We start from the raw sequence: 15,221 nt of genomic DNA, 5'->3' as shown, positions 1-15,221 counted from the left end.
GGTGTGATAAACCGGCCAATCTCCGGGGCGTAATACCGATACGTATTAAAATGCAGCCCCGTCTCTTTGTCAAAATATTGCCCTGCATAACGCAGGTTTTGCTTGAAATCATGGAATGAACGATCAGTATCGACAAAATAGGCCAGCGCCAGACCACTAATTTTACCCAAGGCATCGTATTTCCCCGACCACACGATTTTTCCCGCCTCATTCGTGACTTCCAGTGGCGCACCATTAATATCGGTGTGATACCAAAAATACTCACGCACGGTCCCTCTTGATTCAATACACGCCAGCGGGGTGTAGCTGTCATGAGATTCATAACAGTAGGTTTGCCTCTTACCGGTTTTTAACTCATGATCCTGCAACAACCTCAAACCATGCCAGACAAAATCCGTTTGTTCATAACGTGCCTGTCCACCAATCCCGGTTTTCACCACCTTACTGATACGGCGTCCAAGCGCATCATAGTGATAGACAACCTTCATACTCAGCTCTTCCACTGTCGTCAGTCGGTTGTCGCCATCGTACCGGTAACGCTGCCCCTGCATATTTTTACGGCTAATCACGTTGCCATGTTCATCATGCTCGTACTGCCAGTTGTTCCATTGACTTAATCTGTCTCCCGGGGGAGTAAGGCTCCCTACCGGCTGCCTCTCTCTCTGTGATTGCGGGTGTTCAAGCAGATTATCCGCCCCGTCATACCAGAACATTTCCTGATAACTATCCGTGCTATCTACGCTTTTCAAACGGCCTTCTAAATCATAGGAGTAATTCACCCTCCCTAGGTAATGATCTTCCCTTAGGAACAGCTCATCCTGAGTGTCATAATGCCACGCCCGCCAGGGTTTACCCTGCCAGATTTCCGGTTTTATATCCGTCTGAACGTTAGCCTGCGGCACACTGTACTGGCTGATACAACGACTCAACGGATCATAGCGGCGATACTGGAATAAGGCCCCCTGTGTGCGACAGGTTTCCCGGTGCAAGGCATCACGTTCAAATTCCGTTATCAGTTGCTGGTTGTAACGAACAGCGCTGAGATGACCGGAACCATAATAGAGCCAGTGCAACGTCTCTCCCTGCGGTAAGGTCAGTTCCGTCAGGTTATCTAATTCGTCATAACCAAACTGGAGGATATTTTCACCATTTTGTTCCCGGGTTATCCGCCCCAAAGCATCGTATTCAAAACACACCGTATTCGGCAGAATATCCAGTTTTTTTCCAACTTCATTGGGCTGGCGCTCTGCCTGTCGCAGCCGCCCCAAGCTGTCCCATTGATATTGATAGTTATCAGTATACGTTTCCCGCTGAATAAGATTTCCAGCGCCATCATAACGGTGGTGTACCCGACGCTCCGGGTACTTAAACACTCTATCACCCATGCGTCTTTCGGTACTGAGTAATCCAGCGGCGTTGTATTCATAATAAATCAGGGTTTCATCCGGCCGAATTTCTTCCGTTAACCGACCTTCAGCATCACGGGTCAGGATGTAACTGTCACCATTGGCATTGTCAATTTTGACCAAATATCCTTCGGGAGTGTAATGATAACGGATTTGCCGCTGTAAACGGTCGGTAGTACAAACCACCTGCCCCAATACATTATATTCCCAGTAACGGGCTTCGTTTTCGTTACGCTGGTAACTCAACAGTTGACCGGCGCTATCCCAAGTCATTCGTTCAGTAGAATCATCAGGATAGGTAACCTGTGTTAGTTGTCCATCATCGTGATAATGATAGCGGGTCGTTTCCAGCAAGGCATTGGTAAAGCAACTGACACGGTATTGCGTATCATAACCCCACTCACTGGCCTGGCCCGAACAGTCGGTTCGCCGAATAAGCTGCCCCTGATCGTTCCACATAAAACGGCTCTCTCCGCCCCGGGCATCGATGCGCAGGTAAGGACGCAAGGTCTGATTGTGACCATAACAGTAACGGGTAGTCTGTTTCAGTGGCGTGGTTTCACTCACTAATCGACCACGGTCATCATACTCAAAAACACTCTGGCAGCCATCCGGCCACAAAATAAACGTCACCCGATCAGTGTCATTTTGATACTGCCAGCCCGTCTGATGACCATTGCCATCAGTAAAACTCAACCGTCGCCCCAGATTATCCCACTCACACCGTCGCGTGTTACCATCGGCATCTCGATAGCCTGTCGGTAAGCCAAATTCATCCCATAACAGATGGTGCTCCACGCCCGCACGGTCCATACAGTGAATAATCTGATGCTCTTCGTTGAGTGTCCAGACCGTCGTTGTACCGTCATACCATTGCGCAGTACGAACACGGTGTTCCTCATCATAATGCAGACGGTAACCCGCTCCCTCGCTGGTCTGCTGTGAAATCACCCGCCACAGCGCTTCTTCCGTTTGCTCCCATTGGTAGTCACAGCGTAACCCACGTGCATCCTGATGCCATGCCAGTAATCCCCCTTCATGCCAGCCAAACTGGCGCTTAAGATGGTCATCCCGATGGCTGACACCCACCAGTTGAGCATGTTCATTGTAGTGATAGCGACAGAGCAGTACACGGCTGCCGTTATACAATACCTGCCAGACGGCGGTCAGGCGGGAAACGGATTTGCCGCCAAGTTCAATGGGAAGATAGTCACAATGCAGGTTTAATTTACCACTGCCAGTAATATTCACCATCTGCTGCAATTCGTTGTAATGGAATACCTGTTCATTACCGACGTTATCACTAATACGGCTCAGCCGGCTGGTACTATCAGCTCCAAATTCAGGATAATGATAAATATGTTCACTGGCATCACGAATTTCCCAAGTGTCTTCTGGGGTATGCATCAGCCAGCTTTGTGCTTCCGGGCAGAAACAACGATAGCCGATGGGCACATCAGGAAAAGGGATAATTTCACCCAGTGGTGAACGCCATAATATTCCCTCTTCAATAGACGTAAGCGTGCTTTCCCAAGACAGGCTCCAGCTACGCCCTAACACACTGTCATAGTCATAACTACTCAGGTACGAACGCTGCCAATACAGCGGCAATTCTCCTTCAATGATAAAGTCCAGTTCGTCGTCGTCATTAAGAAATTTCTGTCCGGCTACCACTTCTACTGGATTCATCAGGATACCCACTACTGACGCACCAATAGCCAACGGACTCAGGCGGCACAGTATCCTGCCAATTTTCCCCGCGCCAGGGATTTTACTAAACAATTTCTTTACAGCACTGGGGCCGTTAGCCGCTGCCCCGCCAAAACTAATAAGCCCAGCCGCCAATATCGTGAGGTCAGACACCTGATACGCCCAATGCGGCACTTCTGGCGTCACCGCTTCGGTAGGCTTCGTGCCGCCGCCGATAAAAACATTCGGAGAACCGGTCATGACTACCGCATCACACGTAGTCTTATCCCCGACCCGTGCTAATGGGTAACCATTAACAAAAACAGAACTGGAGCCTTCAGCCATCTGGCGTATGCCATCCTTGTCACACCCAACCTGACTATAGGTTGCGATAGCCGCCGGTTTGCCATTGATAAATACATTAGAGGAACCACGGGTAATTGTTCCACAGGGACTTCGCGACGCTGCCCCCGATTTGGTACAGTCATCTCGGGCCATTTCCCCCAGATGGCTTGCCAACATCCCAACCGCAACAGACAGGCCAATAAGTAGAATACCTACCCCCAAGCAGGAGGACGCAATACCCGCAGCAAACAGCGCTCCACCTACAATACCGCCAATTGCAGAGATAGCTGCTCCTAAAATCGTTCCACCAATCAATCCAGCTAAAGCGCCAGAATGGCCTATTGTATCACCCAACCGTGCCGCTTCTGGCATGGCGATATCCCCTTATCAAAAAAATCAGTGTGGTAATTGAAAACTCTTCAGACAACCATCCAGCCATTGGCGCTCTGACTCAGATAGGGCCTGATGTGCCGACAGAGTGAAAATCAGCGCCTTACGGTCATCTAATAGAAACACCGCCTGATATTGATAAACTTGTTGCTCTTTTTTGGGACGATAACGGGAAAACAGCGCAGTGCCGGATAACAGGTTGTCACCAAGAACCGCAGGCTGTTCGTCAAGTAATTGCCAATCTCGCAATCCTTTTTTTAGTAACTCTTTTTAACGAACCAAGTAGTCGGTCAGGCTTTCACCTTCATCCAAACTATCACGGGAAATGTTCAATGCAGGGGCATTAGGGGCTGTAATGATATTAACGGTTTGCTCTTGATAACCTTCTGGTAGGGTAATGCTGCCTTCACTAAACCGACAACGGAGATGATTATCCATCTATTTTTACCTCCGTCATCACCATAGTATTATTAGTTAAAACCACCATGATTAAGTATTCTCGTATAAATGAAATATCCTTATTGGAAGCACCAGAGTTGTTAATTCCTATTAATCAACAAGCTAATTTACGAATAAAAATCTATCAATCTTTTTAACATATCAATAACTATAAAACAAATTAAATAGTTATATCGTCATTAACCATTAACAGTCATCTTTAATTAAACAATTCTCACGCTTGATGCTTATTCTGATCGCTAAAGAACAAGCACACAGAGACTTAATTATTTCCCGATATTGGTGATTTCACCTCATGTTGACAAAATACCAAGTGAAAAACCCAGAATGAGTCAAATAATATTACTATTCGCCTCATTTGGTGAGTAGAATAGAAGCCTTATTTGACTCACGGGTGAAGCAAATGTGGATATGGGAACAACCGAACTGGCCGGAATTCCATTGGAATGTCAATACTATTGCACCATTACTGCGAGATGTGCATTTCAATCAGGGACTGTTATTAGGCAAATCTGATTATGAAGACACCAAGCAGGCAACGCTTGATAGCCTTCTATCTAGCATACTCTATTCAAGTGAAATTGAAGGAGAAAGACTGAATGCAGCTTCGATACGTTCATCATTGGCAAACAGATTAGGTATTACGGAAGAAAAACCTTATCCAATCGTAGAAAAGAGTGACGGCATTACAAAGGTTGCTCTTGATGTGATAGAAAATAGCCACTCCGATTTAACCCTTGAACGCATACTCAAGTGGCATCAGTTGATATTCCCCGAAGGCTATACCATGTTCAATCCGATACAAGGAGGCAAATTACGCGAAAGGATGATAGAAGTGGTATCCGGTCGTTTGGATAAGCCAACTGTTCACCTTGAGGCGCCACCACCAGAAAAAATGGTCGATGAAGTACCCCAATTTATAACGTGGTTCAATCAATCCCGAACAGATACTAGGCTCGATCCCATCATCAGAGCAGCAATTGTCCATTTATGGTTTGTAACAATCCATCCTTTAGAAGACGGAAACGGGCGCATTACCCGATTTTTAACAGACCTTGCACTTGCTCAAGCCGAAAACCGTTCAATTCGTTTCTATGCAATGTCGGTAAGTATTTGTCATCATCGTAAAGCGTATTACGAAATCCTTGAAAATACTCAACATGGCGGCTTGGATATTACTGATTGGTTGGTTTGGTTTTTGAAAATACTGAATGAGACCTTAACAAATAAATTGAAAGAAATTAATCAGGTTGTACAAAAAGCTAAATTTTGGCGCCGGATAGACCAGACTCAACTTACAGCAGAGCAAACGAAGGTGCTAAACCGTATGCTGGATGGCAATTTTGAGCAAGGCATTAGCAGCAGCCAATATCAAAAGGTAGCGAAGGTAAGTCGCGCCACTGCAACCAGACACCTGACCCGATAGGATTAGCAGGTGGATTAAACTTATATACTTACGCGCCTAACCCAATGAGTTGGATCGATCCGTGGGGGTTATACAAGGGTGAGGGACAACGGGGTTTAGGGAAGTACCATGTCTTCCATGAACACACCCTGAATTCATCGGAATATCAATTATCTGATGGTCAGCACTTTAAACGGGGCAACCAATCTGTGTACGAAAGAATGCAGCGCGATCCGGCATTCAGACGTGAAATGCAGACTAAATATCCGGGAGTGGTGGAACATGTTCAGCCAAATTCTAAAGGGAACTTTAGAGGGACTTCACCAAAGAATATGACTTGGCATCATGAGAATCAGCCAGGGAAATTAAGTCTGGTTGACCGATATGACCATAAGTCCTATCACAAGATTTATCATCCTGATGGGTCAGGTGGTAGAGATAAATGGGGAGGTGGGAATAAATGCCGCAAGTAATGGAGTTATTATATGAAAACAATTAGTGGTTTCGATCAGTTACTTAGTCTTTATAAACAACTGCCTGATGTTGGTTGGATTTATATTGATAAAGATTTTGATACAGAATCTACCCAAGATATTTTAAATAAAAATTATTATCTGGCTGAAAATGATGATGAAGAGTTTGATATGGATGAAACTCATGGAACATTTCTAGAATGCCCCATGTTTGCAGATATTATCGATAACAAACTGGAACACAATCCTAATGCGATTAAAGAAGATTTAATTGAAGCAGTGATACATTATCTTGTATACGATGATTTTCTAGATTAAGCCGCAAACCGGAAGATCTTTATGATCTTCCGGCCTTATTCATGATTTACCGAGGTGCATAGCCACGGCAAGCCGGCGCTAACTGAAGTTTAGATATGGGGCTGCATTTTAATACGTATCGGTATTATGCGCCGGAGATTGGCCGGTTTATCACACCTGATCCTTTAGGTTGGGCGGGCAATCCTAAAACGGCAACGCATATCACTTATCAGGGTATTGATGCTGAAACTGGCAAACCGTATGTGGGCTATGCCAGTAAGCAGGGGCGACAGGCAGCCCAAGAGATATTGAAATATCGATATGGTAACGGTTTTGGTCGCTTTGGTGGTAAACCACCTGAAGTTATCTATGAAGGTTATTCTCAAGCAGGTAAAGATACTGCTCGTGGATTAGAACAACGGCGATTTGAAAATCTGGGTGGTCTTGAGGGTACAGCTAATAAACAAAATCCAGTGGGACCAAACAATACCCGCCGGACTGATTATCTGGCTGCGGCGGACGAACATCTAGGGCAAACAACTAAACGCAACGGCAAAGGAGGCAGCCGTTGCTGACGGCTGTTTTGATCAATGGTGAAACGAATTGTCTGGAAGCATAACCATCTGGTTAATATTAAACTGAGGGATAATCTGTATACCATTGGACAGATGCTTAATAGTGTAGAAATGCAGTTTTATGATATCTGTAATACAGATGGAGTCTGGAAAAATATTGATTTAAATCAAGTGCCTACTTTATTTCGGATTTTAGTTGTCAATGCTGTTTATAAATTGATGCCAGATAAAATTAAGGATAAATCAGTTATTCCTAATACTCAATCCTATAATAATTACTGGATAAAGCCTTATTCTTCATTCGATGGTGATCATTATCCTGGAGGTAAAAACTCTTTTTTATTTATGGGCGGTAAACTGATTGATATCGGTCCTGAGGGTAATATCGGAACCACACTGGCACCCGTATTAAAAGAAGACTTAACCTTACCAAACGATCGGGAACTCATTGAAAAATATGAACTAACCAATATGTGGTCACATGAAGAGTTAGCAGAACGTCTGTGTCGTTATTTTGATACCGGTATTAACCGTGATGACCTGAAATTCGAGGTGTTTCCGGGACTGTGGGATGACAGAGAGCAATTAAGGCCCTTGACCAGTCGTTTACCGGTACCGCTACGATAATATAGATAATATATAAAAGCCGGAAGATCTCTGTGATTTTCCGGTTTGATCAAATAACACTGAGCGCATCTCTCTTCCCCCGCCTGACCGCCGTCTGGCAGGTATTGTATAACGGCAACCGTGCACTGCTCTGTCGCTATCACTACAATGAACATGCTCAACTGGTGGGTGTCAGCCATCGGGATACCTCCATATAATAAATCTAAAGATGAAATAATTAATATGTTCACTATCGAAGAATAAAGTTAAGAGCCGGAAGATCTCCGCGATCTTCCGGCCTGATTATGATCTACCGTAACTTAATCTCATTGAACTGGCTCTGTTGCCGGGGTAGTCTTGTTTACCCAGTTGCCGCTCAGTGCATAGCAGATGGTGTAATAACATTCTTTGGAAAGCCATTTAACTGGGTTATTGTTGCAGATAATTTATTAAATCCTGTTAATCACAAATGTCGAGTAATAAACCCGTTGGAAACCAATTCAGTGCGATTAGTCACTTTTGTTTTGGCAAAGATATTGCGCAGGTGGGTTTTGACGGTAGATAGGGAAATATTAAGTATCTGTGCAATACGTTTGTTACTTGATCCTTCTCTTATCAAATTAATAATTTCTTGCTCTTTATCTGTCAGAATAGTGGGTGTTTCAGGAAGCAAGTCCCTGACAGCTAATTCAATTAATGGCAGAATAGCACTGAGGCGGTTAAAGTCTTTTGGTGTAAATGGGGTATCTCGTAATAAAGAGACGCCGGCAATAATTCGGTTGTGTTGACGGATAAATATTTCAGCGATGTCCTGTATATTATTTGGCTGCATAAATTCATGATAATATTTGTTATGTTTAGTCAGTGTTTTCTGATCCATGCCAACCATATTGATATCATTTTGTTGATAATTAGCCGGTTTTAACGGATCTAAATGCTGAAAATGAGTCAGATAATTCTGGTGAGTTTCGTCGGAAATACCATATAGAATGTAATTCTCAGGGCGTAATTCATTATTCACCAAATAGAATGCTGCGGCTGAGATAGGAATCAGATGCGCAATGGTGTTTAAGCAGCTGTGGATTAGAGCATTTTCACGGCTATTCGGTAGTACAGTAGACAAGAAAATTCTCCCTTTAGAATAATGTCTAACTGGATAAATCAATACTGATGATTAATTAAACGCTAATTAAAATCCAGAGTCAACACAAAATAAACATATTAATAACGTGATATAGATTGCAATAATTGAAATTTCTCACCGTGATGATCACCTGTTAAGAATAGAGATTTTAGTATATATCTGAAATAATTTCTTAATGCATTGATTAAGTAATCTATTTTTATTGATTGATATTTAAGTGATTATTTTTGATTTTTGTTTTTTTCTGGTGTTTTTCGTCACACCTTTTCGGCTATGAATCCCCCTTTAGGTATCGTTCTTTAGGACGATAGCCGGTATTCCGTTTCACTTTCTATAGTGTATTTATTTATCCTCAATAAAGTTTACAAAAAATTCACAAATAAATCGCTGTGAGCGTTATTTCTACGATCGGAAGTAAAAGGGAAAATAAATGAAGATGTCAACACGACTGACTTCGCATATTGAAAAGGGAGTGGTGGGGTTTCCTACTACATTGGCAAGTTCCATCGGGGTGATCATGGCGAGTCCGGTTATTCTGACTGTGACCAGTGGCTTTGGGATTGGTGGTGACACTTTCGTACTGGCAATATTGATCAGTTTTATCATGATGCAGGCCCAAGTGACGACGTTTGCTGAGGCAGCAGCTATTTTGCCTACTTCCGGCTCTGTTTATGACTATATTTCTTGTGGCATGGGGCGGTTCTGGGCAATTACTGGTGCGCTTTCGGCTTATTTGATTGTTCATATTTTTGCGGGTACGGCAGAAACGATCCTCTCCGGTATTATGGCATTAGTGAATTTTGACGGCCTTAATACGGTGGTGGAAAGTCATAACGCTTCATGGATGGTCGGCGTTGGGCTCGTTATTACGTTCGGATTACTTAATGCGTTGGGTATTGAAGCGTTCGGTAAAGTCGAAATTGTGCTGACATCCTGCATGTGGAGTACCTTGGTTATTTTCAGTATTTGCGGATTATTAATGCCGTTTGCTGTGCCGCTGGAGAGTTGGTTTGGTGAGGGGCTTAATGTAAGCGATCCCTTTGCCGTGCTGAGTCTGGTAGGTATGGCAATGTTTATGTTTGTCGGCTGTGAACTAGTGACGCCAATGGCGCCGGAAATTAAAAATTCTGCCAAAGTTTTGCCGCGAGCAATGGTGACGGGCCTGTGTGGGGTGGCTTTCTGTATGGGGCTATATGGGGCGTCAATCAGTCATCAGGTAGAAAATGTGCTGGTGGATGTAGAAAATAATGTTCGTTTGCTGGAAACGCCAATGGCCATTCCTGCTTTTGCCGGCCAGGTGATGGGGGATTTTGGTAAATATTGGATTGGTATCGGGTTATTATTGGCGGGAGCGGCAACGATTAATACCCTGATGGCGGCGGTACCACGTATTCTCTATGGTATGGCATTAGATGGCGCATTGCCGCGTATTTTTGCTTATCTACATCCACGTTTTAAAACGCCAATATTTGGGATTTTGGTTGCAGTAATTATCCCCTGTTTACATGCCTTTATTATTCAAGGTGATTTGAACCGGATTATGCCTTTGGTGCTGGCAGCGGTATGTGCCTGGTGTGTCGCTTATTTGTTGGTGACATGTTCCGTGATATTACTGCGTATTCGCAGACCTGATTTACATCGTGCTTATAAATCTCCTTTTTTCCCATTACCTCAAATTGTCTCTAGTGTAGGAATTATTTTGGCGATCATTCACATTACACCTCCGGGAATGAATCCCGGTGATGTGTATATTCCATTCGCCATCATGTTGGGCCTGACCGCCAGCTATGCTCTGTTTTGGACGCTCTGTGTGCAACGGGTGAATCCGTTTAAACCCGTACCCGTTGAACAGGTACTTTCACATACTTTCACTCAGGGGGAATTGCCGGAGGTACAACTTGAGCCACTTCGTTCCCTTAATTGATGGTATTTGGCGGCGGTTAAATAAACCCCGCTATCCTACTGGCTATCAGGCAGGTGTAACGCTAAGCCGGTTGAAACAGAATTTATCGCCTTACTGTTGTGAGCGTTTATCAGCAGAAAGTTTGCAAGTGACGTTACCTGATGGATTGCAGATTGAAGTTTGTGAAAAGCCGAAGACGCTGTTTCTGGCCTATATTGTCAGTTGTTGTTTTCGTTTGCAGGGAATCACGTCACTCAAGGAAAAAATCGTTATTAAAGCCAAGGTAAAGGGGATATTTCGGCGAAAAACCGTGACTTATTACTGTTGTCATGGTGCAGAGTTTGGGCAACAGATTATTGATTTACTCAATCAGTATCCATTAATTGGTGAAACATTAGCTGAGTTGGATTTCCGGCATCTCACATTAAATATTCATCAGGGACGATGGCAATTTGAGGTGGAACATTTTGCCGCTTCTGAGGTTGTCAGCCGATTGCCGGCCAGTCGTCGTTATTTACGTTTGACTTCTGAACAGCGCCATTTGTTGCTCAGTACGTTGCTGATGTTTAGTCAATTCATGAGGAAGGTAGATGAAAAAACAATAAGATACGGATAACTTTTGTTTATTTTTAAATAAAAACCACCGATCTTTATTCAAGGGTCGGTGGTGATGTGAGCGCAATGGATATTTACATTGGCACAGAATTTCTCGCCATATTTAAAGTATCGACAAGCTGATCAATATCTGCCAATCATTTTTCGTTAGTTGCGATCTTAAATAATTAGCGAGATTGATCTGGTAATCGATCATATTGCTAAATCCAGCTGGCCTCATATCACCAGAATTATTGACTTTGATTTTAAGATAGAGATCACAGATACTCAGGTAAATTTACTGAAATCTTTTATCGAATCATTGTTATTCAATCTATACTGAATATGTAAAATAATAGATAGGAAAATTTAAATGGCAATGCTTGACAATAGGGCAAGGAATTATCAAGTCTTTGAAGATCGATTTACCTAAAATCAATTCTATACCCTATGGATTTCAAGATGTATCGCGACGGCAAGGGAGCGAATCCCCGAGAGCATAGCGAACTATGTGATTGGAGTGAGGGCAGCTAACAAAGGGCAACTTGAAAGATAACGGATATATTTCGGAGGAAATTGTTAATGTCTAGGACTGGTGAAGAATATATTGAAAGCCTGCGTGATGGAAGAACGATTTTTCTGAATGGAGAAAAGATCACTAATCACGTGGATCACCCTGCTTTTCGGAATGCAATTAGAACCGTAGCTTCACTTTACGATTACCAGGCAGCACATGCTGATCAGATGACGTTCGAAACGTCTGGTGGTAAGCGCGTTGGTTTATATTGGGAGCTTCCTACTACCCGAGAGAAATTAATTGCCAGAGGTGAGGCTGCGTATGCCTGGGCAATGCAGAGTTGTGGTTGGTTAGGTAGAAGCCCAGATCATGTTTCCGCTGCGCTTACCGGAATGATGACTCACTTGGAAATATTCGAGGAATATTCTAAGGATAGAGCTGAAGCGTTAAAAAATTACTATTCCTATGCCCGCGATAAAGATATTTATTTGTCTTTCACCTTAGTCAATCCACAAGGTGATCGTTCCAAAACCCCCAGTGAGCATATAAAAAATGAATTTCATACTCTTGGTGTATTGGAGGAAAAACCGCAAGGAATAATTGTTCGCGGGGCAAAGATGTTAGGGACAGCCGCCATCCTTGCAGAAGAAGTTGTGGTTGGCGTGTTTAATCCACTCAAAGAAGGGGTTGATGATAAATATGCTGTGTCTTTTGCCTTACCATTGAATACAAAAGGAATAAAAATTCTTTCCAGAAAGTCCTATGAAATAGGCAGCAATAAATTTGATTCCCCTTTATCGCATCAATTTGACGAAAATGATGCTGTCGTTTATTTCGACGATGTTTTCGTTCCGTGGGAAAGAGTGTTTATTTATAAAAATACGGAGATGTGTCGCCAGCAATTTCTGGCAACTGGCGCTGACGTTTTAATGGATGTTCAAGGTATGGCTCGGTATGCCGTTAAGCTACATTTCTTAACGGGTTTGGCTCATCAACTTACCGAAGCCACTGGCGTCAATGAGATTCCTGCTGTTCGTGAGTCATTAGCTGAGCTTGCTTGCTGTGCCACTAATATTGAAGGGCTGTTTCGTGGTTTGATTAATAATCCTGATCGACATAATGAGTATTATATTCCTAATCGCTCACAACTGTATGCTTGCCAGGTCTTATTACAATCAACTTATCCAAAGGTGATAGAAAACATCAGAAAACTCTCAGGGGGTGGTGTGATTATGTTACCGTCAAGCTATATTGACTTAGCAAATCCAGAAATTCGTGACTTAATAGAAAAAACGCAATATTCAACTTTGTTGGCACCCATTGAACGAGTGAAATTACTGAAATTAGTGTGGGATGCTATTGGTTCTGAGTTTGCATCACGTCATACTCAATATGAAATGTTCTATTCAGGTGCGCCTTTTATTGCTTTGTCTCGTGTTTATGAAAAATATGATTGGGATTTTGCTAAAAGTATGAGCAAAGGGATTTTAGACTCTATTGATGTGAGTTGAATTCTGTATTTAATTCGAATGCAGTTAATCAGTTTTATTTTTATCGAATGTGAAGAAGCGGGATAGATTATATCCCGTTTTTTGTTCTTTAATCGTTTAAAAGATGAGGTGACTTGATTAATAGCATATTGAAATGTTGAATTGTTTATGTGTCCATCTATAAATTATTTCATCTTGTTAGAGAGTTATTTTGCTGAAATATTTTGACATATTTATATCTTGTTTTTGAAAGTTAATACACAAATTATTCTATTAATAATAGTAATTGTTCTTATGCTTAAATAAAAATTTAGTGCATGATTTGCCGCGTCAAAAAATCGAATACCAACAATCAACAGTCAAAAAAGAGAATAAAATGAAAGTAAACATAATGATATGTACTCTTATGGCTTCCTTTAATGTCTTTGCCTCTCAGTGCCACAAAATAAACTTTCAGGAAGATCAGCAAATAATAACCGGGAATTTTAATTCTCAAGGGGGAGCGTGTATTGAGTTTAATATTCAGCCTGAACATTATGTACGTGGATCGGCATTGGGTATGCGGAAGTTAGTCGCGCAGAAGGGTAATCAACAACATATTCGTACGCTTTTCACTGATAACCCGGTGGATGCTCGTCAGTTAATTGGCTTTACTGTTCCTCTGGCGGGAAAATACCGGTTGGCAGCCAGGGGCAACGCAGGAGAACCGTGGCAGCTTACATTGTCATTTCCATCTTATATTCCCAAGGATAATGATTACAGGCAGCAGCCAGAAAGCCTGCGTCTGAAACAACTTCAAACTGAAATTGCACAAGGAAAAGGCCCCCATGCCTTCTGGCGGGAAATAACCCGCAAGGGTGCGCCGTTGATTGAAGATTATGATGATAAAAATAAGCGCGTCACTTTCCTGTGGCGCGGCGCAAAAGCGAATGTCTTTATTCTGGGGGCACCGAGTGGTGATCATGATCCGATGTCACATTTAGCAGGTTCTGATGTCTGGTTTCGTAGCTATATCGTTCCGTCAGATACCTTGATGCAATATAAATTGGCTCCGGATTTGCCGCGGATTGAAGGCTCGGCTGACGAACAGCGTAGGTCGATTTTGATTACTGCACAGGCCGATCCATTGAATAAAAATGTAGTACCGGCTGTATCCGAAGATGTGTTTAATCATGATTCATTGCTGGCATTAAGGCCGACCCTGTGTGATATCGCACAATTCAAGCAATTACCTTTTCAGGGAGCGACTAAACTTCATCAGCTTGAGAGCAGGATTTTAGGTAATAGTCGGGAAATTGCGATTTATCAACCGGTTACTCCGATGAAACAGCCTGCTATGTTGGTGCTATTTGATGGGCGGATTTACCGCAAACAGTATTACATTGATAGATTCTTTGATTCCCTGATCGAACAGGGCAAGATCCCGCCTATGTATGTGGTGTTTATTGATAGCTTGGATAGTGTACGTCGAGGTCAGGAATTACCGCCTAATCCTAATTTTGCTGAATTCATGGCGAGTGAGTTGATGCCGTGGCTGGCGGCTCAGGGTATTAAAGCCCCGGCAGAACGCACCATTATTTCAGGTTCCAGTTATGGTGGATTGGCATCTGCATGGGTGGCATTTAATCATCCTGAATTGTTTGGCAATGTCCTTAGTATGTCTGGTTCGTATTGGTGGGCTCCTCAGGGAGAAAAGCCTGAATGGTTAATCCGTGAATTTGCCAAAGCAGAGAAAAAACCCTTGCGTTTCTACTTACAGGCGGGATTGTTCGAAACCCATGTGGGGGAATTGGAGGGCATTTTATATAATAATCGCCGCATGAAAGAGACATTATTACAGAAAGGTTATCCAGTTGAATCCAGTGAGGTTTCTAGTGGCCACAATTATATTTCGTGGTGTGAAACCTTGTACCACGGAACCCGATCAT

Annotated in this window: 11 protein-coding genes and 2 pseudogenes; 10 read left to right on the top strand and 3 right to left on the bottom strand. The window is 43.0% G+C overall.

Annotated elements, in window-relative coordinates:
• The coding region (locus tag LGZ98_RS20900; RefSeq protein WP_262978518.1) for a PAAR domain-containing protein at nucleotides 1-3,812 on the bottom strand (3,812 nt) is incomplete at its 3' end.
• Nucleotides 3,813-3,836: 24 nt separating this feature from the next.
• Nucleotides 3,837-4,268 (bottom strand): annotated as a pseudogene (locus tag LGZ98_RS20895) (DcrB-related protein).
• A 424-nt stretch (nucleotides 4,269-4,692) separates the two neighbouring features.
• On the opposite strand from LGZ98_RS20895, the gene LGZ98_RS20890 reads away from it, so the two are divergent.
• The 6 genes and pseudogenes from LGZ98_RS20890 (at nucleotide 4,693) to LGZ98_RS20865 (ending at nucleotide 7,863) form a co-directional block, all read left to right on the top strand.
• A complete protein-coding gene (locus tag LGZ98_RS20890; protein WP_262978517.1) occupies nucleotides 4,693-5,715 on the top strand; it encodes a Fic family protein in 1,023 nt (340 codons plus the stop codon).
• A pseudogene (locus tag LGZ98_RS20885) lies at nucleotides 5,706-6,167 on the top strand (HNH endonuclease); the annotation flags it as partial. The gene LGZ98_RS20890 and the pseudogene LGZ98_RS20885, both read left to right, overlap by 10 nt.
• A 12-nt stretch (nucleotides 6,168-6,179) precedes the next feature.
• On the top strand, nucleotides 6,180-6,485 hold the full coding sequence (locus tag LGZ98_RS20880) for a hypothetical protein (RefSeq protein WP_011148374.1): 306 nt from the start codon (nucleotides 6,180-6,182) through the stop codon (nucleotides 6,483-6,485).
• Between the two features lie 95 nt (nucleotides 6,486-6,580).
• A complete protein-coding gene (locus LGZ98_RS20875) occupies nucleotides 6,581-7,039 on the top strand; it encodes an RHS repeat-associated core domain-containing protein (RefSeq protein WP_113044314.1) in 459 nt (152 codons plus the stop codon).
• Nucleotides 7,040-7,054: 15 nt separating this feature from the next.
• Complete coding sequence (locus tag LGZ98_RS20870) at nucleotides 7,055-7,666, top strand: DUF8309 domain-containing protein (protein ID WP_011148372.1); 612 nt, start codon at nucleotides 7,055-7,057, stop codon at nucleotides 7,664-7,666.
• A gap of 32 nt (nucleotides 7,667-7,698) precedes the next feature.
• Nucleotides 7,699-7,863, top strand: coding sequence for a hypothetical protein (locus LGZ98_RS20865; RefSeq protein ID WP_158536629.1), 165 nt, complete (start codon nucleotides 7,699-7,701; stop codon nucleotides 7,861-7,863).
• Nucleotides 7,864-8,108: 245 nt separating this feature from the next.
• Here LGZ98_RS20865 and LGZ98_RS20860 read toward each other — a convergent pair whose 3' ends face one another.
• A complete protein-coding gene (locus tag LGZ98_RS20860; protein ID WP_113044315.1) occupies nucleotides 8,109-8,768 on the bottom strand; it encodes a response regulator transcription factor in 660 nt (219 codons plus the stop codon).
• Between the two features lie 451 nt (nucleotides 8,769-9,219).
• Between LGZ98_RS20860 and LGZ98_RS20855 the strand changes: the two genes are divergently transcribed.
• From LGZ98_RS20855 to LGZ98_RS20840, 4 genes are all read left to right on the top strand, one after another.
• A complete protein-coding gene (locus tag LGZ98_RS20855) occupies nucleotides 9,220-10,713 on the top strand; it encodes an APC family permease (RefSeq protein ID WP_113044316.1) in 1,494 nt (497 codons plus the stop codon).
• A complete protein-coding gene (locus LGZ98_RS20850; RefSeq protein ID WP_262978516.1) occupies nucleotides 10,688-11,308 on the top strand; it encodes a DUF3156 family protein in 621 nt (206 codons plus the stop codon). The genes LGZ98_RS20855 and LGZ98_RS20850 overlap by 26 nt, the downstream gene beginning before the upstream one ends.
• Nucleotides 11,309-11,868: 560 nt before the next feature.
• The gene (locus tag LGZ98_RS20845) at nucleotides 11,869-13,314 is read left to right on the top strand and encodes a 4-hydroxyphenylacetate 3-hydroxylase family protein (RefSeq protein WP_228902813.1); all 1,446 of its coding nucleotides are present in this window, start codon (nucleotides 11,869-11,871) and stop codon (nucleotides 13,312-13,314) included.
• A gap of 355 nt (nucleotides 13,315-13,669) precedes the next feature.
• Nucleotides 13,670-15,221: alpha/beta hydrolase-fold protein (locus tag LGZ98_RS20840; RefSeq protein ID WP_262978515.1), on the top strand; the 1,552-nt coding region annotated here is incomplete at its 3' end.

Source organism: Photorhabdus kayaii (assembly GCF_025384895.1).
GTDB classification, from domain to species: domain Bacteria; phylum Pseudomonadota; class Gammaproteobacteria; order Enterobacterales; family Enterobacteriaceae; genus Photorhabdus; species Photorhabdus kayaii.
This window is presented reverse-complemented; position numbering and strand designations above follow the sequence as displayed.

Excerpts from the sequence above, each read along its gene's own strand:
- LGZ98_RS20890 (WP_262978517.1), top strand. The coding sequence starts at position 4,693 with ATGTGGATATGGGAACAACCGAACTGGCCGGAATTCCATTGGAATGTC.
- LGZ98_RS20880 (WP_011148374.1), top strand. The coding sequence starts at position 6,180 with ATGAAAACAATTAGTGGTTTCGATCAGTTACTTAGTCTTTATAAACAA.
- LGZ98_RS20875 (WP_113044314.1), top strand. The coding sequence starts at position 6,581 with ATGGGGCTGCATTTTAATACGTATCGGTATTATGCGCCGGAGATTGGC.
- LGZ98_RS20870 (WP_011148372.1), top strand. The coding sequence starts at position 7,055 with ATGGTGAAACGAATTGTCTGGAAGCATAACCATCTGGTTAATATTAAA.
- LGZ98_RS20855 (WP_113044316.1), top strand. The coding sequence starts at position 9,220 with ATGAAGATGTCAACACGACTGACTTCGCATATTGAAAAGGGAGTGGTG.
- LGZ98_RS20845 (WP_228902813.1), top strand. The coding sequence starts at position 11,869 with ATGTCTAGGACTGGTGAAGAATATATTGAAAGCCTGCGTGATGGAAGA.